Consider the following 22,530-nt stretch of genomic DNA (forward strand, 5'->3'; position numbering starts at 1 on the left):
GGTAAATTACCGGTGTTGTGCTTCCTCTGTCAAATGATTCCGGCATTTTCATTCGTACGATCTCCAACCGGGTACGATGAGCCCATGAGCACGTGGACGTTCCTCACCAATCACGCGCACGTGCTCATCTGCCTCGCCCGCGACCCCGACATCCGCGTCCGCGAGATCGCCGACGCCGTGGGCATCACCGAGCGCACCGCCCAGGGCATCATCGCCGACCTCGTCGAGGCCGGGTACGTGCACCGCGAGAAGGACGGCCGCCGCAACCGGTACGAGACCGTCGCCGAGCTGCCGCTCCGGCATCCGCTCGAGTCCGACCATCGGATCGGCGAACTGCTCGACATGCTCGACGCCACCGGCCGCGAGCGGTCGAACGCCTAGGGCGCCGCGACCTCGGGCTGCTCGGCCTGCTGGCGGTACAGCGACGCGTACACGCCCCCGGCGCCGATCAGCTCGGCGTGCGTGCCGCGCTCGGCGATGCGGCCCGCGACGATCACGAAGATGACATCGGCCGAGACGACCGTCGACAGGCGGTGCGCGATCGCGATCGTCGTGCGCCCCCGCGAGGCGTCGTCGAGCGCCTGCTGCACCACGCGCTCGCTGATGGTGTCGAGCGCGCTCGTGGCCTCGTCGAGCACGAGCACCGCCGGATCCTTCAGGAGCACGCGGGCGATCGCGATGCGCTGCTTCTCGCCGCCCGAGAGCCGGTAGCCCCGTTCCCCCACGACCGTGTCGTAGCCGTCGGGGAACGACGCGATCGTCTCGTGGATGTTCGCGGCGCGCGCCGCGACCTCGAGCTCGGCGTCGGTCGCATCCGGCTTCGCGTAGCGCAGGTTCTCGCCGATCGAGGCGTGGAAGAGGTAGGTCTCCTGGCTGACGATGCCGATGTGCGACATCAGCGACTCCTGGGAGAGGTCGCGCACGTCGACCCCTGCGAACCGGACCGCGCCGCTGGACGCCTCGTAGAGCCGGGGAACGAGGTACGAGACCGTCGTCTTGCCCGCACCGCTCGGCCCCACGAATGCCGCGAACTGCCCGGGCTCGATCTCGAACGACACGTCGTCGAGCGTGGGCCGCTGGTCGCCGTCGGCGTCGGGGTACCGGAACGACACGTGGTCGAACTCGATGCGGCCGAGGAGCGGCCGGCCCGCGGCATCCGTGCCCGTCGGCACCTCGCGGGCGTCGGGCCGGTCGACGATCGCCGGCTTCAGGTCGAGGTACTCGAAGATGCGCGCGAACAGGGCGCTCGAGGTCTGCAGGTCGAGCGCGACGCGCATGAGGCCCATCAGCGGGAAGAGCAGCCGCGCCTGCACCGTCGTGAACGCCACGATCGTGCCCGCCGTGATGTCGGCGCCGCCCGTGATCAACCACCCGGAGACGAGGTACACGATCGCCGGGATCGACGACATGAAGATCGAGACCATCGCGAAGAACCACTGGCCCGACATCTGCTGCCGCACCTGCAGCTCGATCTGGTTGCGGTTCTCGTCGGCGTAGCGGTCGATCTCGCTGCGCTGCCTGGTGAACCCCTTGGAGAGCAGGATGCCGCTGACCGACAGCGTCTCCTGGGTGATCGCGGTCATCTCCGACAGCGACTCCTGGGTCCTGGCGGCGATGCGCGCGCGGACCTGGCCGACGCGCCGCTGCGCGATCACCATGAACGGCATCAGCACCAAGGCGATGAGCGTGAGCTGCCAGTTCAGCAGCAGCATCGCCACGAACGCCGAGATCACCGTGACGGTGTTGCCGAGCACGCTCGACACCGTGTTGGTGAGCACGGATGCCACGCCGCCGACGTCGTTCTGCAGGCGCGACTGGATGACGCCGGTCTTCGTGCGCGTGAAGAAGCTGAGCTCCATCGACTGCAGGTGGCTGAACAGGCGCACCCGCAGGGCCCCCATGACCTTGTTGCCGATCGTGGCGGTGAGGAAGGTCTGCCACACGCCGAGGAGCGCCGAGACCAGGAACACCGCGATCATCGCGCCGACGATCCACGCGAGCGCCTCGAGGTTCGGTGACGCGACGCCGCCCGCGCCGTCCGACGGGAAGAGCGCGTCGTCGAACGCCCGCTGCGTCAGCAGCGGCGGGATGACGCTGAGGGCCGCGCCCGTCAGGACGAGCACCACGGTCACGGCGAGGGCCGCGCGATGCGGGGCGAACAGTGCGACGATGCGCCGGAACAGGTGCGGGATCTTCGGAGCGGCCGCGTTCTCGGCGCGCTGGGCCTGCTCGTCGGCGCTCGAGATGCGGCCCCGTGGGCCCGGCCCGCGCCCCGGCCGACCGCCGGGGGCCGCACCCCCGCCGCCGTGCATGCTCATGCATTCACCCTAGGTCGCCCCGCCGTCGCCGGCGCCGGTCCGGCGCCCCGGCGGCGCGGTGTTCGCCGAGGGCGTGCTCGAGCCGGCGGCGCGCGGAGCCCGGCACCCGGTTCGGGGCCGCCCCCTCGACCTCACCGGCCGCCTGCACGTAGACTCCCCCGGAGAGCGACGTCGCACCGTGAGGGGGCGGGATGACGGCACGAGTCTCGCACGCCATCGGATGGCGCGATCTCATCCATGGCGCGCCCGACGACCTGCTGGCGCGGGTCGAGGCCATGCCCGAGGGCACCCGGACCGACGACCCGGCCGCATTGCTCGCGCTCGCGGCCTCGTACCGACGCCCCGGCGCCACCAACCCCTACGCCGCCGAACCGTACCTCGACGCCGCCGACGACCACCTCGCGGAGACGCCGACGGCCACGCCGCTCCACGTGCTCGCTCGCAGCATCCGCTCGCTCACCCTTCGGGAACTCGGCCGCCTCGACGAGGCGCGGCAGCTCCTGGCCGAAGCGCTCGAGATCGCGGGGGCGGCGGAGGCGGACTTCTCGGAACGCATCGAGCTGCGCGCCCACGTCATGCGACACGACGGCATCTGCGCCATGCTGCAGGGGCGACTCGCCGAGGCCCGGCATGCGCTCATGCGCTCCCTGCACGTCGCCGACGCGCGCACCCCGCTCCACGCCCGCGTCGAGGCCTGCGGCTGCATCGCCCTCATCGACCTCCGCGTCGGGAGCCTTCGCAGCGCCGAGGCGCATCTCGAGCTCGGCCGGGGCCCGGCTGCGAGCATCGCGGCGACGTTCCGCCTCTCGACCGCGCCCTTCAGGCTGGCCGTGATCGCGGCCGACATCGAACGCGGACGCCTCGACGGCCTCGACGCGCAACTCGACGCGCTCATCGCCGACGTCGCGGGCACCGAGTACGAACCGCTCGCACGTGCCGCGCTCGCTGCGCTGCAGGACGACGCGAGCGACCGGGTCGTCGAGGTGCTCCAGGAACTGCACCTCGACGTTCGCGAATGGAGCTCGCCGAACCTGCCCCTGATGCTGCACGACGACCGCCGCGTCGCGTTCCTCGTCGCCCGTCGCGAGGCGGTCGCCGCCCGGGCGGCGCTCCGGCAGGTCATGCCGGACGCCTCGCACTCCCAGTGCCCCGACACCTGGCTCGCGCGGCTCGCGCTGGACGCGGGCGATCCCGGCCGCGCCATCCGCCTCACCGACCGCTGCCTCGCCATGGGCGACACCCACTCGCCGCGCACCGCGATGCTCGCCATCCTCGTGTCCTCCGCCGCCCACGACGCACTCGGCGACGCCAGCACCGCGGACGCCCTGTTCGCGCAGGCGCTGAGCCTCGCAGCGCCCACCAGCGCGATCCGCGCGTTCGCCGTCGTCCCCCGCCTGCGGCTCGCAGCGCTCGTCGAGCGTGCGGCGACGAGTGATGCCGCAGACCCCGTCGGCCGGCTCGTGGGGCTGATCGCCGAGCGGTACCCGCCCGACGAGGGCGAAGCGCCGGACACGCTGACGCCGCGCGAACGGCTCGTCCTCGAGCACCTCGTCGACGCGGAGACCCAGGCGCGCATCTCGTTCGCGCTCTCGGTCTCGCCGAACACGGTGAAGACGCAGGTGCGCAGCATCTACCGCAAGCTCGGAGTGGGCACCCGCGAGGGAGCCGTGCAGCGGGCACGGACGCTCGGCCTCATCGACTGAGCCGCCGCCCACCCCCGGACGGGGGCGGATTCCGTCGTCACCGGTCGATTTCACCCTCGCCTCACCATCGCCTCACCCGCGACTGACCTTCCTCCTCACCCCTCTGCCGGTGCTTGCATCGCAGTGTGCGGGAGCCCGAATCCGCACGGTGCCGCCTGCGGGCGTGCGCCATCGCATCGACAAGGGGGACCTGTGAACGCGAGAACCCGCGGCGCGCCGCGCCGCATCGGCCGAGGCGGCGCCTCGAGCCTCGAGCCCGACGGCCTGCGCAAGCGCAGCTGGCGCAGCACGCTGGCGGCGGCGGCCATCGCCGCGCTCGCCCTCGGCGGCGTCACCGCCGTGGCCGGACCGGCCGCCGCAGAGGAACTGCCGGTCTCGGAGCCGGTGGTCGAGCCGACGACCACCGAGCCCGTCGAGGCCGCGCCCGAACCGGAGCCGGCTCCGGAGCCGGAGCCCGCGCCCGAACCGGCACCCGCGCCGGAGCCCGCGCCCGAACCGGCACCCGCGCCGGAGCCCGCACCCGAGCCCGCGCCCGAGCCGGCTGCCGAAGAGGTCCCGGCCGAAGTGCCGCCCGCCGAGGAGCCGCCCGCCGAGGAGCCCGTGGCGGAGGAGAAGTCCGCTGAACCGCTCGTCGCCGCGCTGCTCGTGCCGCCCGGCGAGGAGGTCGTGGACAAGGTCGAGATCTGCCACGCGACCGATTCGTACTCGAACCCGTACGTGATCAACGAGCCCGACGCGGATGGCGACGTGTCCGGGCACTCCGGTCACACGGGCCCGGTGTTCTACCCGGAGATCCCCAAGAACGTGAACTGGGGCGACATCATCCCGCCGTTCTACTACGACGACGGCGGCGAGGAGCCCGCGTTCTTCCCGGGCCTGAACTGGGATGCCGACGGACAGGCGATCTACGAGAACGACTGCATGATGCCCGAGCCGCCGCCTCCGCCGGAGATGGAGCTGGTCTGGGACACCTGCGACGGCTACTACCCGCCGTTCCTCTACGTGAACCTCTTCGGGTTGCAGGACAACCTCGACTACCGCGTCACGGTGAGCAACCAGGACGGCGTTGTGGACGTGTGGAACGTCCCGGCCGGAACGAGCGGTGACACCTCGAAGTCGTGGCTCGACATCCCCGGCGGCGACTACACCGTCGTGTTCGAGCAATCGATCACGACGGGCGTCTGGGAGACCGTCGACACGCAGATGTTCAGCGTGGAGGAATGCCCCGAGCTCGCCGTCCATGCGATGGCGACCGGCTGCAGCCTGGGCGATGACGGCACCGCGGTGGTGAGCCTCAGCGGCCTCCTCGTCGGCGAGGAGTTCGACTGGGTGCTCGCGGGTGACGACTACTACGTCGAGGACACGCTCGTGCCCGGATCCGAATCGCTCGACGTGCCCTTCGGCGACCTGCCGCCCGGCAACTACGAGTTCACCATCACGTACTACTTCCTGGAGTCCTCGATCTCGAAGACGGCGACGTTCTTCATCGAGCCCTGCCCGCCCGGGATCACCGTGACGGTGCACGAGTGCCCCGCCTACGGTGAGGACGGCAGCGCCGTCGTGAAGCTCACCGACCTGGTCGACGGCCTCACCTACGAGGTGTGGATCATCGACGAGCACGGCGACGTGCACGGCGAGGTGAAGGAGGTCGTCGGCGACTCGACCCACATGGCCGAGGTCCACGTCTCGCCGCTCGCGCCCGGGATGGACTACACGGCCTGGGTCTACGCGCCGTGGATGCCGCCCGGCGGAGCGTCCGAGTACGGCGAGGTCGACTGGTTCGAGGTCTCGGCCCACGTGGACTTCACGCTGAAGCCGTGCCCGGCCAAGCCGCACGTCCCGCAGAAGCCGGCTGAGCCGGCGGCCCTCGCCAAGACCGGCACGGATGGCACCGGCGGCATGCTCGCCGCGGCGATCGCGCTGCTCGGTCTCGGCGGCTCGGCGCTGATCGCCCGACGCATCCGCGTGGGCGCTCGCACCGAGTGACCCGATGAAACCGGTGGCGGGCGCCCTTCGGCGCCCGCCACCGTCGTCGCGCCCGGCGATCGCCGGGACGCCGCGTCTCAGTCGGGACGACGCACCCGAGCCGCGGGATCGGACGGCACCAGCACCGCGGCGACCGGCTCCAGTCGAGGAGATCGCTCGCGGCCGTGCTCGACCACCCCGGTGTGCCAGGTCAGCTCGAGTCCGTCGGGCTCGTCGCGCAGCAGCGCGAGGTTGTTGTCGAACCACGGGCCCTCGACCGTCCGCCAGCGGAACGGCGGATCGGGCACCTTCGCCGAACGCGCGGCGAGCGCGCCGAACGGGGAGGCGACGCCGTACGACATCACGACCGCGAACCACCGCAGCACCCGGGGCAACGGGTTCCGCACCGGCGAGCACACCGCCTGGACGATGCGCGAGCCGTGGTCGCGTTCCACCTCGGCGAGGTAGGAGTAGTGCACGTCGCCCGACAGGAAGGTGATCGCCTGCGGCGCCGGCCCCCTCCGGCCGTCGGCGAGCTCGGTGATCATCCGCGCGACCGCCTGGAAGCTGTTCTGCCACGCCGCCCAGTGCTCGAGGTCGACCGCCTGCCTGAGGCGCTCCCCCACCCAGGCCGCCGCCCGCCCCCACGCACCCTGCGAGACCGCCTCGTCCCAGGCCTCGACGTGATGGAGGCCCATGGGCAGCAGGTAGGGCAGCGACGTCGCCACCAGCACGTGGCGCGACCCGCCCCGCAACTGCTCGTCGACCCAGTCCAGCTCGGGCGGGTCGACGAGGCCGCGGGCCTCGGGCCTGAGGTCACGGGCGGCGCGCGAGTCGATCACCACGAGCCGCACGTCGTCGAAGTCGCGGCGGAAGCTGAACCGGTACGTCGTCGGATCGGCGTCGACCCGAGCGGCGAACTCGTCGACCGCCTCGGTCAGGTCGAGTTCGTCCGCACCGTCGTGCGCGATCACCCGCTGCCACAGCGCGTCGTCGGCGCGCTCCTCCCTCGACAGGTTGCCGAGGTGCTGGTATACCCAGTACGAGCCGAGCCCCGACACGATCCGCTCGTGCCACCACGAGGTGGCCTCCATCTTGCGCTTCCAGTCGAACGAGGCGTTCCAGTCGTCGCGCACGTCGTGGTCGTCGAAGATCATCGCGCTCGGCACGGTCGACAGCAGCCACCGGTTCGCCGGGTCGGACCACGCCAGGCGGTACAGGTGGGCGTACTCCTCGTAGTCCTTCAGCTCCTTGCCCGGCGGCTCCTTCAGGCTGCGCCGCGACTCGATGAACTCCTGCATCTCCTTCGACGTCGAGTCGGCGTAGACCTGGTCGCCGAGGAAGAGCACCAGGTCGGGCCGCGGCTGCCCGCCGTCGGCCACCGACAACGCGAACGCCCGGAGCGCGTCGACGCCGTGCGTCCGGTTGCCGTGGGCGTCGTGGGGCACGCTCGTCCGGCAGGAGCCGAAGGCCATCCGCAGCGGACGGCCGGGCTCGCGCGTGGCGATCACCGGCGCGGGTCGGTCCGACTCCGGTTCGGGCCATGCGGTCTCGCCGTCGACCCGCACCTCGTAGGCCGAGGTCGTGCCCGGCGCGAGCCCGTCCACCTCGACGAGCGCGTAGTGGTGCCCGTGCACCGCGAAGGTGCGCGACCCCCACGAGCGTCCGTCGAGGTGGACGCTCACCTCCCCGGCGTCGCGGGTCTCCACCCAGACGGCCGCCTCGCCGTCGTCGACGTGCCGGAGCATCGGACCGAGGATGAGCGGGGAGGTCGCCATGGTCCCGATTCTCCCCGCTGCGCCCCGACATGGCCACGGGTTGCCACGGCCCGCCGGGTTCGCGCTTCCGTGCGCGATGCGAGCGAGGGGGCGGATGCCGCGGCATCCGCCCCCTCGTGGCGTTCGAGCGGATGCCGCGGCATCCGCCCGCCCGTCAGCCCTTCGTCGAGCCCGCCAGCAGGCCGCGCACGAAGTAGCGCTGCAGGCTGAAGAACACGATCAGTGGGACGACCAGCGACACGAACGCCGCTGCGGTCAGTCGCTGCCATTCCTGCCCGCGACTGCCGACGAGCTCCGCCAACCGCTGGGTCAGCGGTGCGGTGTCGGCGGTGCCGTCGGTGAAGACGAGGGCGACCAGCAGGTCGTTCCACACCCACAGGAACTGGAAGATCGCGAAGGACGCGATCGCCGGCAGGGCCAGCGGCAGCACGACCCGGAAGAAGATCTGCGAGTGGCTCGCACCGTCCACGCGGGCCGCTTCGATCACCTCGCCCGGGATCTCCGAGATGAAGTTGTGCAGCAGGAAGATCGCCAGCGGCAGCGCGAAGATCGTGTGGGCGAGCCACACGGGCAGGAAGCTGTCGTTCGGCAGGATCGGGATGGCCTCGTTGATCTGACGCTGCCAGGGCAGGATCGTCGCCGAGAAGATCTGCAGCAGCGGGATGAGCGCCATCTGCAGCGGCACGATCTGGAGCGCGAACACCAGGACGAACAGCGCCGACGACCCCTTGAACTTGATCCACGCGAACGCGTACGCCGCCATCGACGCGATCACGAGCGGGAAGATCGTGGCCGGGATGGCGATGACGAGCGAGTTCACGAAGTACGACCCGAGCTGCGGCGCCGAACCCGACGCCGAGAACAGGACCTCCTGGTAGTTCGCGAGCGTGAACCCGGGGTTCTCGAAGATGGTCCACCATCCGGTGGTCTTGATGAGTTCCTCGGGCCGGAACGACGAGATGAACAACCCGAACGTCGGGATCGTCCAGAGCACGGCGATGATCAGCGCGACGACCGTGGCGGTGCGAGAGGTCAACCGGCGCTTGACGCGAGCGGCCTTCGGCTCCCGCATCACATCGAGTTCGAGTTCCCCCTCGCCCTTTCCGCCGGCGACGGGGAGATCGGCGGGTGCGACGCTGCTCATCGGATCTCCCTCTGCTTCCTCAGGATGTTGACGTTGTAGATGACGATCGGCAGCACCATCAGGAACAGGATGACGGCCAGTGCCGCACCGCGTCCGGCCTCGTTGGCCCGGAACGCCTGCGTGTACATCTCGTTGGCGACGACGGACGTCTCGAAGTTGCCCGCCGTCATCGTGCGGACGATGTCGAAGACCTTCAGGGTGGCGATCGAGATCGTCGTGACCACGACGACCAGCGAACCGCGGATCGAGGGGATCGTGACGTTGGTGAAGCGCTGCCAGGCGTTGGTGCCGTCGAGCTCGGCCGCCTCGATCTGCTCGGTCGGGACGCCCTTGATCGCCGCGGAGAGCACGACCATCGCGAACCCGGTCTGCACCCAGATCATGACCACGATCAGGAAGAACGTGTTCATGGGCGGTTCCTGCAGCCATCGCACCGGCTCGCCGCCGAGACCGGTGACGATCGCGTTGAGGAGGCCGATCTGGTCCTGGGCGGGACCGCGGTACTCGTACACGAACCGCCAGATCACGCCGGCGCCGACGAACGAGATCGCCATCGGCATGAACACGAGCGACTTGTAGACGCGCTCACCGCGCGCCTTGTCGATGAACACCGCGTAGGCGAGCCCGATCGCGGTGGACAGCAGCGGCACGAGGATGACCCAGATGATCGAGTTCCGGATCGAGATGAGCCCCGCGGGCTGCGTGAAGGCCCAGACGAAGTTGTCGAGCCCGACGAACTCGCCGGCGCGGTTCGCGAAGGCGAGGGTCGTCGTGCGGATGGCGGGATAGATCAGGCCGAAGCCCAGCAGCAGCACGGTCGGGAGCAGGAACCCCGCCAGCTGCCAGTAGTCGCGACCGCGCTTGGGCGCCCGGTCGACGAAGAAGAGGATCAGCCCGATGATCGCGACGAAGATGGCGATGCCCAGGATCACCACGAAGATCTTGCCGATGAGGTCGGTGGTCGTCATTGCACTCCCTCCACGTTGAGGAAAAGGGGGCCGCGCGATGGTCGCGCGACCCCCCGTTGGTTGATGGTAGGACCCGATCGGGTTCGCTGGCTACTGCGGCCAGCTCGCCTCGATCTGGTCGACCACGGTCTGCGTGTCGGTGCCGCTGATCCAGTCGACGATGCCCGCCCAGAAGGAGGCGGAGCCCACGGCGCCCGGCATCAGGTCGGAACCGTCGAAGCGGAACGTGGTGTTCTCGTCCTGCAGGATGGCGTACGCCTCGCGGAGCAGGTCGCTCGACAGGTTCTCGGGGTCGACGCCGCTGTTGGCGCTGATGACGCCGCCCTCGGAGACGCGGTTGTTGGCCCACAGCGGGGTCGACAGGTACGTCTGCGTGGCCTGCGTGGCCTCGCTGTCGGTGAACGCGCCGACGATCTCGCCGCCGCCGGTCACGTCCGAAGCGCCGGCCTCGGCACCCGGGGTGATGAACGCCCAGATGTCGCCGTCCTCGGCGATCGTCGTGCCCTCGGGCCAGAGGCCCTCGTAGAACGTCGCCTGGTGGTGCATCGCGCACTGCCCGTCGAGGATGGTCCAGCCGCCCTCGTTGAACGTGATGTCGTTGATCGAGCGGACGTCGCCGTACCCGCCGTTGACGTAGTCCTCGTTCTTCAGGATCTCGCCCGCCGCGTCGAACGCCTCGACGATCTGCGGGTCGTTGAACGGGATCTCGTGGTTGACCCACTGGTCGTAGACGTCGGGACCGTGCAGGCGGAGGACCATGTCCTCGACCCAGTCGGTGCCCGGCCAGCCCGTGGCCTCACCGGAGCTGAAGCCCGCGCACCACGGCTTGTCGACCGCGCCCGACGAGGCGATCTCGTCGGTCAGGGCCATCAGGTCGTCGAGCGTCTCCGGCTGCTCCCAGCCGTTCTCCTCGAACATCGACGGCGAGTACCAGACGAAGCCCTTGACGCTCGCCATGAGCGGGGCTCCGAGGAAGGTGCCGTCGACCGTGCCGAAGCCCTTCCAGTCCTCGGACCAGAACTCGTCGACGTTGGCCTCGACGTCGGCCGGCGGCGCGACGAGGTCGGCCGCGAACGTGCCGAACAGGCCGGGCTGCGGGAAGATCGCGAGGTCGGGCGCGTTGTCGCCGTCGACGAGCACGCGGACCTGGGTCTCGAACTCCTGCGTGCCCTGGTAGACGATGTCGATGCCCGTGCAGGTCTCGAAGTCGGCCCAGGAGGCCTCGAGCCGCTCCGCCTCGACCTCGACGATCGTGCCGTAGATGCTCACCTCCTCGCCGTCGAAGGTGCCGTACTCCTCGTAGTCGCCGCAGTCGACGTCGGCCGCGTCCTCAGCGGCGATGTCGCCCGTACACGCGGTCAGCGTGAGGCCGAGGCTGGCGGCGGCTGCGATCGGGAGGATCCAGCGCCGGTGCCGAATGGAACTCATCTCTCATCTCCTCATCGAGTGGTGCGAGTCGGTGCAGGGCGGAACCGGGAACCGGTTCCAGTCACCACGCTAGGCGAGGACCCAGAGGCCTGCAAGGGCAATCGGGGTCACAATCGGATGACGACTCCTCCCGCTGGGATCGGTTCCACATCTGGGCCGAATTCGGCGTACACTCCGATCGCAAGCCCGACGGAGGGAGCGAGCATGGCTGCGATCACCGACGTGGCCCGTCTCGCCGGAGTCTCGAAGTCGACGGCCTCCCGGGCGCTCTCGGGCCGCGGCTACGTCTCCGAGGCGACCCGCGTCCGGGTGACGGAGGCGGCCGCGCGCATCGGCTACATCGCCTCGCCGAACGCCGCCAGCCTCGTCACCGGCCGCACGAAGAACGTCGGCATCGTGATCCCCTTCGTCAACCGGTGGTTCTTCGGCGAGGTGCTCGAGGGCGCGGAGCGCGCGCTGCTCTCCGCCGGCTACGACCTGACCCTCTACAACCTCGCCCTCTCCGGGCCGGAGCGCGAGCGGGTGTTCGACTTCTTCCTGGCGCGCAAGCGCGTCGATGCGGTGATCGCGGTCGGCGTCGACCTCGAGGAACGCGAGGTCGCCCTGCTCGAGCTCCGAGGCAAGCCCGTCGTCGTGCTCGGCGGATCGGCGCCCGGCGCGCCGCGGCTCGCGATCGACGACCGGGCGGCCGCGCGGCTCGCGACCGAGCACCTGATCAAGCTCGGGCACACCCGGATCGCCCACCTCGCGGGCGCGGCCCCGGGATCGGCCGCACGGAGCGTGCAGCACCTCCGCAGCGAGGGGTTCCACGACGCGATGCGCGCGGCGGGCCTCGAGCCGGTCGGCGTCGACGGCGGAGACCTCCAGGCCGACATGACGCTGCCCGGCGGCTACACCGCCGGCCTGCAGCTGCTCGGGCACCCGACGGCGCGGCCCACGGCCGTGTTCGCCGCGTCGGACGAGATCGCGTTCGGCGTGATGCGCGCCGCGGAGCGCCTGGGCATCGCGGTGCCGTCGGCGCTGTCGGTGATCGGGTTCGACGGGCACGAGTACGCCGAGCTGTTCGGCCTCACCACGGTCGAGCAGTATCCCGAGGACCAGGGCAGGCTCGCGGTCGAGGAGGTCATGCACGCGCTCGGCGAGTCCGCGTCGGACGAACTCGAGGGATGGGCCGACCGGCCGCTCGCGACCCGGCTCGTGGTGCGCAGCAGCACGACGGCGCCGCCGCGGTGACGGATGCCGCGGCATCCCGACCCCTGAGCACCCCGCAGACGACGGATGCCCCGTGCCGAACGAGTCGGCACGGGGCATCCGTGCGTTTCAGGTGACGCAGGCCACCTCAAGCTGCGAACCCGCTCGCGCGGGCGCGGACTACTTGAGGGTGACGGTGGCGCCGGCGGCCTCGAGGGCCTCCTTCGCCTTGTCGGCGGTCTCCTTGTTGGCGCCCTCGAGGACGGCCTTCGGAGCACCGTCGACGACGGCCTTCGCCTCGCCGAGGCCGAGCGAGGTGAGCTCGCGGACGACCTTGATGACCTGGATCTTCTTGTCGCCGGCAGCCTCGAGGACGACGTCGAAGGAGTCCTTCTCCTCGACCTCTTCAGCAGCAGCGCCACCGCCGGCAGCGGCGGGGCCGGCAACGGCGACGGGGGCGGCCGCGGTGACCTCGAAGGTCTCCTCGAACGCCTTGACGAACTCCGAGAGCTCGATGAGGGTCAGGCCCTTGAACTGCTCGAGCAGCTCCTCAGTGGACAGCTTCGCCATGATTCTTCTCCTTAGATTTCCTGGTAACTCACCGCTTGAGAGGCTCGCGCCTACGCAGCGGACTCCTGCTTCTCACGCAGCGCGTCGACCGTGCGAACGGCCTTCGAGAGCGGTGCGTTGAACAGATATGCGGCTCCGAACAGCGAGGCCTTGAAGGCACCGGCGAGCTTCGCCAGGAGCACTTCGCGGGACTCGAGGTCGGCGAGCTTGCCTACCTCTTCGGCGGTCAGGGGCTTGCCATCGAAGTAGCCGCCCTTGACCACGAGGAGGGGGTTCGCCTTGGCGAAGTCACGCAGCGACTTCGCGACGGCGACCGGGTCACCGTGCACGAACGCGATCGCCGACGGGCCCTTGAGGTCGTCGTCGAACGCGGAGATGCCGGCCTTGTTGGCGGCGATCTTCGTCAGCGTGTTCTTCACCACGGCGTAGCTCGCGTCCCCACTGATGGACTTGCGCAGCGTCTTGAGCTGGGCAACAGTGAGGCCGCGGTATTCGGTCAGCAGAACGGCGGTCGAGCTCTCGAACAGGTCCGTGAGTTCGGCAACCGAGGCTTCCTTGTTCGCCATGGCCACTCCTTGTGTCTTCAACGCGCATCGCGGTGGCGATGCACGGCCTCGGAGCGTTGGAAGGATCGGGGAAAGAAAAAGAGCTCCGGCGCAGTTGCGCGGAGCTCGGCCCGATTCACTCGGGAAGTCTTCGTCACACCTGCGTGGGCACTTGCTTTCGCAAGACTTCGGTCGATTCCACCTGGGTGGGCACGACAACCAACGGTCTTCGGCTCCGACAAGGGTAACGGATGCCGCGTGCGCCGCCAAATCGGCGCCGGACCGCCGCTCGCGCCGCCCGCCATCCGTTCCTCAGGACCCCCGCGCCGCCCGCCATCCGTTTCTCAGGACCGACGCGCCGCCCGCCATCCGTTTCTCAGGACCCCCGGCCCCGCCCGCCATCCGTTTCTCAGGACCCCCGGCCCCGCCCGCCATCCGTTCCTCAGGACCGACGCGCGGAAACGAGTGTTTGCTCAGGACGACACGCCGCTCGATCGCGCTCGACCCGGGCGTTTCTCCTGAGAAGAGGATAGTTGACCGAGGTCCACTGGTTGGGTATAGTTGACCGTTGTCAACGATCTAGGAGCCGCATGACCGACGCACCGCCCGCCCGAGGACTCGCAGACAACGGCATGACCCACCGCGAGGTGCTCACCGCGCTCTCGGGCCTGCTGCTCGGCATGTTCGTGTCGATGCTCGCATCCACCGTCGTCGGCAGCTCGCTGCCGGTCATCATCGCCGACCTCGAGGGCGACCAGTCCGCGTTCACCTGGGTCGTCACCGCGACGCTGCTCGCCACCACCGTCTCGACGCCGATCTGGGGCAAGCTCGCCGACCTCTTCGACCGCAAGCTCCTGCTGCAGCTCGCGCTCGTGATCTTCGTCGCGGCATCCGCCGTCGCGGGCTTCTCGCAGGACACCGGCACGCTGATCACGATGCGCGTGCTCCAGGGCCTCGGCGCCGGCGGCCTCGCCGCGCTCAGCCAGATCGTGATGGCCGACATCATCAGCCCGCGCGAGCGCGGGCGCTATGCGGGCCTGTTCGGCGCCGTCATGGCCGTCGCCACCGTGGGCGGGCCGCTGCTCGGCGGCGTCATCACCGACGGCATCGGCTGGCGCTGGAACTTCTTCGTCGGCCTGCCCATCGCGATCGTCGCGCTCGTGCTGCTGCAGCGCACCCTGCACCTTCCGAAGCGGCCGCGCACGAAGGTCTCGATCGACTACGCCGGCATCGTGCTGATCTCGTCGGGCGTCTCGCTGCTGCTGCTCTGGGTCACCTTCGCCGGCACCGACTTCGCGTGGATCTCGTGGCCGAGCCTCGCGATGGTCGGCGGCGCGCTCGTGCTCCTCGCGATCGCCGTCGTCGTCGAGCTCCGGGTCGCCGAGCCGCTCATCCCCCTCGGGATGTTCCGCAACCGCACCTTCACGCTCGCGGTGGTCGCGTCGATCTCGGTCGGCGTGGCGATGTTCGGCACCGCGGTCTTCCTCAGCCAGTACATGCAGCTCGCGCGCGGGGCGACGCCGACCGAGTCCGGCCTGCTCACCATCCCGATGATGGCCGGCGTGCTCATCGCCTCGACGGTGATCGGCGCCCTCGTGAGCCGGCGCGGCCGGTGGAAGGGCTTCATGGTCACGGGGGCGGTCATGATGATCGCGGGCAGCCTGCTGCTGTCGCGCCTCGAGTACGACACCGCATTCTGGTACGTCGGCGCCGCGATGTTCGTGCTCGGCGCGGGCGTCGGCATGCTCATGCAGAACCTCGTGCTCGTCGTGCAGAACACCGCGGAGGTGCGCCACCTCGGCGTCGCGACCAGCGCGGTCACGTTCTTCCGCAGCCTCGGCGGCACTGTCGGCGTCGCCGTCATGGGGTCCATCCTCGGCACCGTCGTGGCCGACCGCATCCGCGAGGGCGTCGGCGGGCTCCAGCCCGAGCAGCAGCTCGAGGCGGCGCGCCTCCTCGGCGAGGGCACGATCCCGCAGATCGCCGCGCTGCCCGGATTCCTCCGCGTGGTCGTCGAGTCGGCCTACGGCACGGGCGTCGCCACGGTGTTCCTCGCCGCGGTCCCGCTCGCGGTCGTCACGCTCGTCGCCGTGGCGTTCCTCCCGAACGTGTCGCTGGGCACGCAGAACGCGATCCAGCGCGCGACGGCCGAGCGCCGAGCGGATGCCGCGGCCGAGCACGAGCGCGAGCTCGAGGACGCCGAGGATGCCGCGATCGACACCGCCGCGGCATCGGTCGCCCTCACGCCGGTCGGCCTCGCGCACGACCCCGCGGCGGAGCCCCGCGACCGCGCCGGCGATCAGGCCGGGCAATAGGATCGGCCGCATGAGCGCCCCCGCCGATCCCACGCCGCGCACGGCCGGCGACGACGAGATCGCCGCGGTCGAGGAGCAGCTCCGGTCGCTCTTCGTCCGCGTGCGCGCCGTCTGGAAGGAGGCGGCCGCGGCCGTGGATCCGGACCTGCAGCCGGTCGGCTACAAGATCCTCTCGGCCGTCGTCCGGCGCGGGCCGATGCACGCCGGCGCCATCGCCGAGGCGCTCGAGATCGACAAGAGCGTCGTGAGCCGCCAGCTCAAGCAGCTCGAGGTCCTCGGTCTCGCGACGACCGTTCCCGACCCGAAGGACGGCCGGGCCCGCATCGTCGAGCCGACGCTCGTCGCGGTGGAGCGCGTCGGCGGGAAGCGCTCGCGGATGCAGCAGCAGCTCTACGCGCAACTGCGGACCTGGCCCGCCGACGACGTCGGCGACCTCGCCCGCCTGCTCGCCCGACTCACCGGCGACGTGCTCGCCGAGGGCGGCGATCGGGCTGCCGACGCCTGATCGGCGCGCGGGTTCCCGGGCGGCGCTCGCCGTTCAGGCGGTCGGCAGTTCGACGGCGAACTCGGTGCGGCCCGGCTCGCTCTCGACCGTGACGGTGCCGCCGTGCGCCCGGACGACGGCGCGGACGATCGCGAGGCCGAGCCCGGTACTGCCCGCCCGGCGCGAGCGGGAGGCGTCGCCCCGCGCGAAGCGCTCGAACAGCGTCGACCGCACGTCGGGGTCGAGACCCGGGCCGTCGTCGGTCACCGTGATCCGCACCCGGCGGTCCGCGCCATCCGTCGGCCGCCCGACCCGGACGACCACCTTCGTCCCCTCGGGCGTGTGCACCCGCGCGTTGGCGAGCAGGTTGACCATCACCTGCTGCAGACGCGACGCGTCGCCCGTGACGGTCACCGGCCCCTCGGGGACCGCCACGCGCCAGTCGTGGTCCGGGCCCGCGGCCTGCGCGTCGCCCACCGCGTCGACGACCAGCTGCCGCAGGTCGACCTCCTCCCGTCGCAGCTCGCGGCCCTCGTCGAGGCGCGCGAGCAGCAGGAGGTCCTCGACGAGCTCGGTCATCCGGACCGACTCCGACTCGATGCGGCCGATCGCATGCACGACGTCCTCCGGCAGTTCGCCGCGGTGCAGTCGCGTGAGCTCCGCGTAGCCCCGGATCGACGCCAGCGGGGTGCGCAGCTCGTGGCTCGCGTCGGCGACGAACCGCCGCACCTTCCGCTCCGACTGCTCGCGGGCCGACAGCGCCGCGGACACGTGGCCGAGCATGCGGTTGAACGCGGTCGCCAGGCGGCCGACCTCGGTGCGCTCGTCGTCGACCGGCACCTCGGCGGGCAGTTCGACGTCGCCGCGTGCCAGCGGCAGCTCGGACACGACCGTCGCGGTCTCGGTGACGCGGTCGAGGGGCTGCAGGGCGCGCCGTACGGTCACGGCGCCCAGCGCGAGCGCCCCGGCCAGGCCCGCGAGCGCCACGAACGCGATCGTGAACGCCAGCTGCGCACTGGTCTCGTTCACCTCCTCGAGCGGCAGGGCCAGCACGAACGAGTAGCCGCCGTTCGTCGGCGCGGCGAAGGCGCGGTACTCCCCCAGCTCGGCGAGTTCGACCGTGCGCGGCACGCGGTCGACCGGCACCGCGGCGAGCGCGCGCAGGGCGTCGGCGGACGGCTCCACCAGCTCGCCCTCCTCGTCGATCGTGCTGGAGGCGAAGATCGCGCGGTCGTCGACCAGCGCGGCGATCGTGCCGACCGGCTGCCCCGGGATCCGGAGCAGGACGTCGGCCCCCTCGGGCGGGATCGGGAGCGGCCCGCCGGGATCGTCGAGCGCCCGCCCGCCGCGGTCGGCCGCCTGCGCGAGCGAGGCGTCGAGCCGGGCCACGAGCTGGTTGTGCAGCGCCGCGACGCTCACCACGCCCACGATGGCGCTCACCAGGACCACGAGCGCCGCGACGACCAGGAGGAGCCGGCGTCGGAGCGTCTCGGGGGCGCGGCGCGGCGTGCCCGCGGCATCCGTCGTCGTCGCACCCGCCGTCCGGGTCCGCTCCGCGGCGGCGCGACGCGCCGCCGCGTGCCCGCGGTCCCCCGGGTTCGTCACGTGGCGGCCTTGAGCATGTACCCAGCGCCGCGCACCGTGTGGATCATCGGGTCGCGGCCGGCGTCGATCTTCTTGCGCAGGTACGAGATGTACAGCTCGACGACCGATTCGCGCCCGCCGAAGTCGTAGCTCCACACGCGGTCGAGGATCTGGGCCTTCGAGAGCACGCGGCGCGGGTTGCGCATGAGGAACCGGAGCAGCTCGAACTCGGTCGCCGTGAGCTCGATCACGGTGCCGGCGCGCTCGACCTCGTAACTGTCCTCGTCGAGGCTCAGGTCGCCGACGCGGAGCACCGGGTCCTTGGCCTGGGCGAGCGTGAGGGTCGAGCGGCGGATGAGCCCGCGCAGGCGCGCGACCACCTCCTCGAGGCTGAACGGCTTGGTCACGTAGTCGTCGCCGCCGGCGGTGAGCCCGGCGATGCGGTCGTCGAGGGAATCCTTCGCCGTGAGGAACAGCACGGGCGTCTCGGTGCCGTCGGCGCGCACGCGCTGCAGCACCTCGAGCCCGTCGATGTCGGGGAGCATGATGTCGAGCACGATCGCGTCGGGCCGGAACTCCCGCGCCACGCGGATCGCGTTCGCGCCGTCGGATGCCGTGCGCACCTCCCAGCCCTCGTAGCGCAGGGCCATCTTCAGCAGGTCGGTCAGCGAGTGCTCGTCGTCGACGACGAGGACGCGCACGGCGGTGCCGTCGGCCTTCGCGACGTGCGGTCGCGTCGCGGCGCCGGCTGCGGTGATCGGTTGGCCCATGCCTTCGAGTATGCGCGCGTTCCTGTGGGCTTCCTATGACCCGAGCGGATGCCGCCTGTGACGCCGCTGCGGCGGCGGCGCCCCTCTCGGATGCCGCCGGTGACCTTCGTCATGCGGGCGCGACGCTCGCCGTCGTACCGTTGAGGGAGGCGGTGAGGCGATGGGGCTCGGCATCGGGAGGTCGGCGGCGGCCGTGGTCGCGGCCGCGTCGCTGCTGCTGGCGGGCTGCACGGGAGCCGGGCCGATCGGCCCGACGGCGAGCCCGAGTTCCGGCCCGTCGGCGACCGCCCCGCCCTCGTCGTCCCCGCCCTCGTCGTCCCCGCCGGCGAGTACCGGGCCGTCGTCGACGCCCACCCCGCAGGTGCTCACCGTCTACTTCGTCCGCATCGGCGACGACGGCGCCTCCGGCGAGCGGATCGGCTGCGGCGACAGCCTCGTCCCGGTGACGACGCCGCCCATCGCGACCGACGACCCGCTCCGAGCGAGCATCGTGCGACTGCTCGAGACGCCGGAAGGCGAGGTGGTGTCGTCCGGCCTGCACACCGCGGTGCCCGGCGGCACGCTCGACTACGTCGACGGCCGCGCGGAGGGCGACACGGTGACGGTCGAGCTCACCGGGGAGCCGCTGCTCCGCGGCGAGTGCGAGGACCCGCGGATCCGGGCACAACTCGAGCGCACTGCCATGTCGGCGACGGGCGCATCCGAGGCGCTGATCCTCATCGACGGCGTGCCGATCGAGGAGTTCCTCGACCTCGACTGACGCCCGCGGTGCCGCCGCACCGGCGGCTGCCCGACGGCCACGGCGACCGGCAGGTCTCAGATCATCCCGTTGCGGAGCGCCCAGGCCGCGGCCGCGGCGCGCGAGGGGACACCGAGCCGGGCGCGGATGTTCGCGACGTGCCGGTGCACCGTGTGCGGCGACAGCACGAGGTGCGCGGCGATCTCGGCATCGGTCTCGCCGCGGGCGACGAGCCGCAGGACCTCGCGCTCGCGATCGGTGAGCCGGGGCACCCCGGCGGCTCCGCCCTCGGTCTCGGGTGGGACGTCGACGCGGTCGCCGAGGAATTCCCGCGTCTCTCGCACCACCGCGTCGGCGTCGCCGCGCCACGGGAAGTGGTCCTCGCCCTCGAGGGCGACGAAACGCGCATGCGGGATCCGCGCGGCGACGTCCCGGCCGAGCGCGAAGGAGATCGCGCGATCGTCGCGGCGATGGAGCACCAGGGCGGGTGCCCGGATCTCGCCGAGGTGGCCGGTCGAGTCCATCGCGTACACCTCCGAGAGGGAGGCGAGTGCCGCCGCCGGCGTCGCAGAGCGGCGCTGGAACTCGACGAACTCGTCGCGCTCCGACGCGGTGGCGTCGGGTTCGAACAGGTCGGAGAGCACGCGCGAGCCGATGCCCCAGTGCTGCCGCACGACGGCGAGCATCGCCTCGCGCGCCGCCGGCGGGGCGAGGTCGACCCCGCGCGCGTACGTGCCGTACAGCACCAGCCGGTCGACCCGGTCCGGATGGCGCGCGGCGAGGAGCGAGGCCGGGCCCCCGCCCGACGAGGCGCCGAACAGCGACACCCGCTCGAGTCCCGCCGCATCGATCACGGCCAGCAGCACCGCGAGCTCCTCGTCGAGGGAGGCCGGCGGCATCCGGCCCCGATCCGACGCACCCGTGCCGGGCCGGTCGTACCGCACGACGGTGCGGTCCCGGGCGAGCCCGGCGGCGAAGCGGCGGAAGCGCGGCTGGCGCCAGTCGAGCTCGAGGTGACTGCACCACCACCCGCCGATGACGAGCGGCGGCCCGTTCCCGATCGCCGACCACGCGATCGAGGCGCCGTCGTGCTCCGCGTAGCGGATGACCTGGTCGGCCGCATCCACGCGCCCAGTCTACGAGCGGGTCGCCGTCAGGCCGCGAACATCCGGGCCCACAGCCGGTGGACGGCGCCGCGGAGGCCGGCGCCGGCGTCGACCGCGCCCGGCCACAGCGAGCGCAGCGACGCAGGCAGGGCGTCCGCATGCCGCGCGAGCAGGGCTCGGGCGGCAGCGAACTCGGCCTGGCCCCGGTCGTCGAGCAGGATCGGGACGAACTCGCCGGGGAGGATCACCGCAGCCTCGCCGCGCGGACCCCGGACCGCGCGGAGGAGGCCGTGCGCGAGCTGCTCGGCGATCCAGTCCTGCGCCTCCCGCTCGCCGACCCCGGCGATCGCGGCGAACGTCGCCGCGTCCACCGGCCCGCTCTCGAGGAGCGAGCGGTAGTACCCGCGGATCGTGCCGTGCGCGATCGAGGCGTAGGCCGCGCGGTGGCGGCGAGCGGATGCGTCCGGTGCCTCGACGCTCGCGACACGGGTGCGGTGGATGGATCCGATGACGGTGGACATGACGACTCCTGGTTCTCGGGCCTCGATGAGGCGTTCCGACCCTTCGAGTCCACTCCCGACCGGCGGATCGCGCATCGCGCCTCCGGGCCATCCCGACGTGGCCGGTTCCGGCCATCCGAACGCCACGGACGCCTGTCCGATCGGGCGGTTCGGACGTAGAATCTGCCTCGGATCAGGGGGTGGTGCCATGGACCGGATCGATGCGGCCACCGCGCCGCGGGCAGCGGCCGACGACGAGCCGCCGGCGAGCGAACGGTACCTGCTGATCGCCGACATCTCCGGCTACACCGGCTTCATGGCGAACGTCGAGATCGCGCACGGAGTCGACTTCAGCGCGGGCATCCCGCCGGGCTACGCCCTGCTCGGGGCGCTCCTCGACAGCGTGTCGACCGGCCTGGGCCCGGAGTTCCGGCTCGTCAAGCTCGAGGGCGACGCCGTCTTCGCGTGCGCGCCCGCCGAATCGATCGACCACCACGGCACCGCGCTCCTCGATCGCCTCCACGAGATGTACCGGGGCTTCCGGGCGATCCGCACCGAGGCGACCCCCGGTCCCGAGCACGGCGAGTGCGGCGCCTGCGCCGACGTCACCCTGCTCGACCTGAAGGTCGTCCTGCATCGCGGCCTGTGCGTGCGGCAGTCGGTCGGCACGAGCACCGACCTGCTCGGTCCGGCGGTCACCATCGCCCACCGCCTGCTGAAGAACACGGTGCGCGATCGCATCGGCGGTCGTCCCTACCTCCTGGTCACCGATGCCGCAGCGGGTCGCCTCGACCTGCCCGAGCCGGGCATCCGGCACCGGGAGGAACTGGGCGACATCGGCGGCGTGGACGGCCGCATCCTCCTCCTCGACGGCCAGGAGCGCGAGCCCGGCCCGGCGCCCGCGGCGGCCTGAGCTCCCCCACGGCGCCGCCCCGGCGGGCGACCCGGATCAGCCCGGGGCAACCGGCAGGGCGCCGCCCGTGCCGGCCCACGTGATCGCGGCGACGACGACGCAGAGGTTCAGCGCCACCCTGCCCCAGAACGCGCGGCGGAACACGCGCTTGCGCGTCTTGTGCCGGAAGAGCTGCTGCGCCGCCAGCGCCCCGGGCCACCCGCCCAGGACGTCGAGCAGGAGGAGGGTGCGCTCGGGGACGCGTCGCGCCTCGCGGCCCGCGGCCGCCTTGTCGATCCCGTACGCGATGAACGAGAGGAGGCTGAGCCCCGCGTAGGCGGCGGCCAGCCACCACGGCGCGAGGTCCAGCGCGACCGCGACGGCGAGTCCGGCCGCGAACCCGAGCATCGCACCCCAGCTCAGCCAGGCGGGGAGCGGCCGGGCGAGGTCGCGGGCCGGGCGCGCGGCCGCCGCTCCGGCGGGCGGACGGGGGCGGGGTCGCGCGGCGGCGGAGTCGGGACGCATGAGCC

At 71.7% G+C, this 22,530-nt stretch carries 20 protein-coding genes; 8 read left to right on the forward strand and 12 right to left on the reverse strand.

All coding sequences use genetic code 11. The features are described from left to right. The first annotated feature begins 84 nt into the window (after positions 1-84). Positions 85-381: a helix-turn-helix transcriptional regulator gene (locus ACUY4T_RS03790; protein WP_446017573.1), complete on the forward strand. Its 297-nt coding sequence runs from the start codon at positions 85-87 to the stop codon at positions 379-381. Here ACUY4T_RS03790 and ACUY4T_RS03795 read toward each other — a convergent pair. Beyond that, on the reverse strand, positions 378-2,312 hold the full coding sequence (locus ACUY4T_RS03795; RefSeq protein WP_446017778.1) for an ABC transporter ATP-binding protein: 1,935 nt from the start codon (positions 2,310-2,312) through the stop codon (positions 378-380). The genes ACUY4T_RS03790 and ACUY4T_RS03795 overlap by 4 nt on opposite strands. Positions 2,313-2,509: 197 nt before the next feature. Between ACUY4T_RS03795 and ACUY4T_RS03800 the strand changes: the two genes are divergently transcribed. Then, entirely contained in the window at positions 2,510-4,021 is a 1,512-nt protein-coding gene (locus ACUY4T_RS03800; RefSeq protein ID WP_446017574.1) for a helix-turn-helix transcriptional regulator, read from the forward strand. A gap of 192 nt (positions 4,022-4,213) precedes the next feature. Further along, complete coding sequence (locus ACUY4T_RS03805) at positions 4,214-6,007, forward strand: hypothetical protein (protein ID WP_446017575.1); 1,794 nt, start codon at positions 4,214-4,216, stop codon at positions 6,005-6,007. A 77-nt stretch (positions 6,008-6,084) separates the two neighbouring features. On the opposite strand, the gene ACUY4T_RS03810 is transcribed toward ACUY4T_RS03805, so the two are convergent. From ACUY4T_RS03810 to ACUY4T_RS03825, 4 genes are all read right to left on the reverse strand, one after another. Next, complete coding sequence (locus ACUY4T_RS03810; RefSeq protein ID WP_446017576.1) at positions 6,085-7,764, reverse strand: alkaline phosphatase D family protein; 1,680 nt, start codon at positions 7,762-7,764, stop codon at positions 6,085-6,087. A 154-nt stretch (positions 7,765-7,918) separates the two neighbouring features. Next, entirely contained in the window at positions 7,919-8,908 is a 990-nt protein-coding gene (locus ACUY4T_RS03815; protein ID WP_446017577.1) for a carbohydrate ABC transporter permease, read from the reverse strand. Further along, entirely contained in the window at positions 8,905-9,876 is a 972-nt protein-coding gene (locus ACUY4T_RS03820) for a carbohydrate ABC transporter permease (protein ID WP_446017578.1), read from the reverse strand. The genes ACUY4T_RS03815 and ACUY4T_RS03820 overlap by 4 nt, the downstream gene beginning before the upstream one ends. Before the next feature lie 90 nt (positions 9,877-9,966). Further along, positions 9,967-11,304 (reverse strand): ABC transporter substrate-binding protein, encoded by a 1,338-nt coding sequence (locus ACUY4T_RS03825; RefSeq protein ID WP_446017579.1) that lies wholly within the window; start codon positions 11,302-11,304, stop codon positions 9,967-9,969. Between the two features lie 204 nt (positions 11,305-11,508). Between ACUY4T_RS03825 and ACUY4T_RS03830 the strand changes: the two genes are divergently transcribed. Continuing rightward, complete coding sequence (locus ACUY4T_RS03830; protein WP_446017580.1) at positions 11,509-12,537, forward strand: LacI family DNA-binding transcriptional regulator; 1,029 nt, start codon at positions 11,509-11,511, stop codon at positions 12,535-12,537. Between the two features lie 138 nt (positions 12,538-12,675). Here the strand turns inward: ACUY4T_RS03830 and rplL are convergent, their stop codons facing one another. Both rplL and rplJ read right to left on the reverse strand, forming a co-directional pair. Beyond that, a complete protein-coding gene (rplL, locus tag ACUY4T_RS03835) occupies positions 12,676-13,065 on the reverse strand; it encodes a 50S ribosomal protein L7/L12 (protein WP_344374139.1) in 390 nt (129 codons plus the stop codon). A gap of 50 nt (positions 13,066-13,115) precedes the next feature. Beyond that, positions 13,116-13,631, reverse strand: coding sequence for a 50S ribosomal protein L10 (rplJ, locus tag ACUY4T_RS03840; protein WP_446017581.1), 516 nt, complete (start codon positions 13,629-13,631; stop codon positions 13,116-13,118). A gap of 569 nt (positions 13,632-14,200) precedes the next feature. On the opposite strand from rplJ, the gene ACUY4T_RS03845 reads away from it, so the two are divergent. Both ACUY4T_RS03845 and ACUY4T_RS03850 read left to right on the forward strand, forming a co-directional pair. Beyond that, positions 14,201-15,925: an MDR family MFS transporter gene (locus ACUY4T_RS03845; protein ID WP_446017582.1), complete on the forward strand. Its 1,725-nt coding sequence runs from the start codon at positions 14,201-14,203 to the stop codon at positions 15,923-15,925. A 10-nt stretch (positions 15,926-15,935) separates the two neighbouring features. Then, positions 15,936-16,430 (forward strand): MarR family winged helix-turn-helix transcriptional regulator, encoded by a 495-nt coding sequence (locus tag ACUY4T_RS03850; protein WP_446017583.1) that lies wholly within the window; start codon positions 15,936-15,938, stop codon positions 16,428-16,430. A gap of 33 nt (positions 16,431-16,463) precedes the next feature. On the opposite strand, the gene ACUY4T_RS03855 is transcribed toward ACUY4T_RS03850, so the two are convergent. Both ACUY4T_RS03855 and ACUY4T_RS03860 read right to left on the reverse strand, forming a co-directional pair. Next, positions 16,464-18,014: a sensor histidine kinase gene (locus tag ACUY4T_RS03855; RefSeq protein WP_446017584.1), complete on the reverse strand. Its 1,551-nt coding sequence runs from the start codon at positions 18,012-18,014 to the stop codon at positions 16,464-16,466. Then, positions 18,011-18,763, reverse strand: coding sequence for a response regulator transcription factor (locus ACUY4T_RS03860; protein WP_446017585.1), 753 nt, complete (start codon positions 18,761-18,763; stop codon positions 18,011-18,013). The genes ACUY4T_RS03855 and ACUY4T_RS03860 overlap by 4 nt, the downstream gene beginning before the upstream one ends. Before the next feature lie 160 nt (positions 18,764-18,923). Between ACUY4T_RS03860 and ACUY4T_RS03865 the strand changes: the two genes are divergently transcribed. Beyond that, complete coding sequence (locus ACUY4T_RS03865; protein WP_446017586.1) at positions 18,924-19,523, forward strand: GerMN domain-containing protein; 600 nt, start codon at positions 18,924-18,926, stop codon at positions 19,521-19,523. A 56-nt stretch (positions 19,524-19,579) separates the two neighbouring features. Here the strand turns inward: ACUY4T_RS03865 and ACUY4T_RS03870 are convergent, their stop codons facing one another. After that, positions 19,580-20,629 carry an alpha/beta fold hydrolase gene (locus tag ACUY4T_RS03870; protein ID WP_446017587.1) on the reverse strand — a complete coding sequence of 350 codons (1,050 nt, stop codon included), beginning with the start codon at positions 20,627-20,629 and terminating at the stop codon, positions 19,580-19,582. A 26-nt stretch (positions 20,630-20,655) separates the two neighbouring features. Then, on the reverse strand, positions 20,656-21,129 hold the full coding sequence (locus tag ACUY4T_RS03875) for a hypothetical protein (RefSeq protein ID WP_446017588.1): 474 nt from the start codon (positions 21,127-21,129) through the stop codon (positions 20,656-20,658). A gap of 187 nt (positions 21,130-21,316) precedes the next feature. Between ACUY4T_RS03875 and ACUY4T_RS03880 the strand changes: the two genes are divergently transcribed. After that, positions 21,317-22,021: a DUF2652 domain-containing protein gene (locus ACUY4T_RS03880; protein ID WP_446017589.1), complete on the forward strand. Its 705-nt coding sequence runs from the start codon at positions 21,317-21,319 to the stop codon at positions 22,019-22,021. A gap of 36 nt (positions 22,022-22,057) precedes the next feature. On the opposite strand, the gene ACUY4T_RS03885 is transcribed toward ACUY4T_RS03880, so the two are convergent. After that, positions 22,058-22,525, reverse strand: coding sequence for a DUF1294 domain-containing protein (locus tag ACUY4T_RS03885; RefSeq protein WP_446017590.1), 468 nt, complete (start codon positions 22,523-22,525; stop codon positions 22,058-22,060). Between the last annotated feature and the right edge of the window lie 5 nt (positions 22,526-22,530).

It is taken from the genome of Agromyces arachidis (assembly GCF_052805135.1).

Bases quoted from the DNA above. Each gene is read 5' to 3' on its own strand.
- ACUY4T_RS03790 (WP_446017573.1), top strand. From the start codon at position 85: ATGAGCACGTGGACGTTCCTCACCAATCACGCGCACGTGCTCATCTGC.
- ACUY4T_RS03795 (WP_446017778.1), bottom strand. From the start codon at position 2,312: ATGCACGGCGGCGGGGGTGCGGCCCCCGGCGGTCGGCCGGGGCGCGGG.
- ACUY4T_RS03800 (WP_446017574.1), top strand. From the start codon at position 2,510: ATGACGGCACGAGTCTCGCACGCCATCGGATGGCGCGATCTCATCCAT.
- ACUY4T_RS03810 (WP_446017576.1), bottom strand. From the start codon at position 7,764: ATGGCGACCTCCCCGCTCATCCTCGGTCCGATGCTCCGGCACGTCGAC.
- ACUY4T_RS03815 (WP_446017577.1), bottom strand. From the start codon at position 8,908: ATGAGCAGCGTCGCACCCGCCGATCTCCCCGTCGCCGGCGGAAAGGGC.
- ACUY4T_RS03820 (WP_446017578.1), bottom strand. From the start codon at position 9,876: ATGACGACCACCGACCTCATCGGCAAGATCTTCGTGGTGATCCTGGGC.
- ACUY4T_RS03825 (WP_446017579.1), bottom strand. From the start codon at position 11,304: ATGAGTTCCATTCGGCACCGGCGCTGGATCCTCCCGATCGCAGCCGCC.
- ACUY4T_RS03830 (WP_446017580.1), top strand. From the start codon at position 11,509: ATGGCTGCGATCACCGACGTGGCCCGTCTCGCCGGAGTCTCGAAGTCG.
- rplL (WP_344374139.1), bottom strand. From the start codon at position 13,065: ATGGCGAAGCTGTCCACTGAGGAGCTGCTCGAGCAGTTCAAGGGCCTG.
- rplJ (WP_446017581.1), bottom strand. From the start codon at position 13,631: ATGGCGAACAAGGAAGCCTCGGTTGCCGAACTCACGGACCTGTTCGAG.
- ACUY4T_RS03845 (WP_446017582.1), top strand. From the start codon at position 14,201: ATGACCGACGCACCGCCCGCCCGAGGACTCGCAGACAACGGCATGACC.
- ACUY4T_RS03850 (WP_446017583.1), top strand. From the start codon at position 15,936: ATGAGCGCCCCCGCCGATCCCACGCCGCGCACGGCCGGCGACGACGAG.
- ACUY4T_RS03860 (WP_446017585.1), bottom strand. From the start codon at position 18,763: ATGGGCCAACCGATCACCGCAGCCGGCGCCGCGACGCGACCGCACGTC.
- ACUY4T_RS03865 (WP_446017586.1), top strand. From the start codon at position 18,924: ATGGGGCTCGGCATCGGGAGGTCGGCGGCGGCCGTGGTCGCGGCCGCG.
- ACUY4T_RS03875 (WP_446017588.1), bottom strand. From the start codon at position 21,129: ATGTCCACCGTCATCGGATCCATCCACCGCACCCGTGTCGCGAGCGTC.
- ACUY4T_RS03880 (WP_446017589.1), top strand. From the start codon at position 21,317: ATGGACCGGATCGATGCGGCCACCGCGCCGCGGGCAGCGGCCGACGAC.
- ACUY4T_RS03885 (WP_446017590.1), bottom strand. From the start codon at position 22,525: ATGCGTCCCGACTCCGCCGCCGCGCGACCCCGCCCCCGTCCGCCCGCC.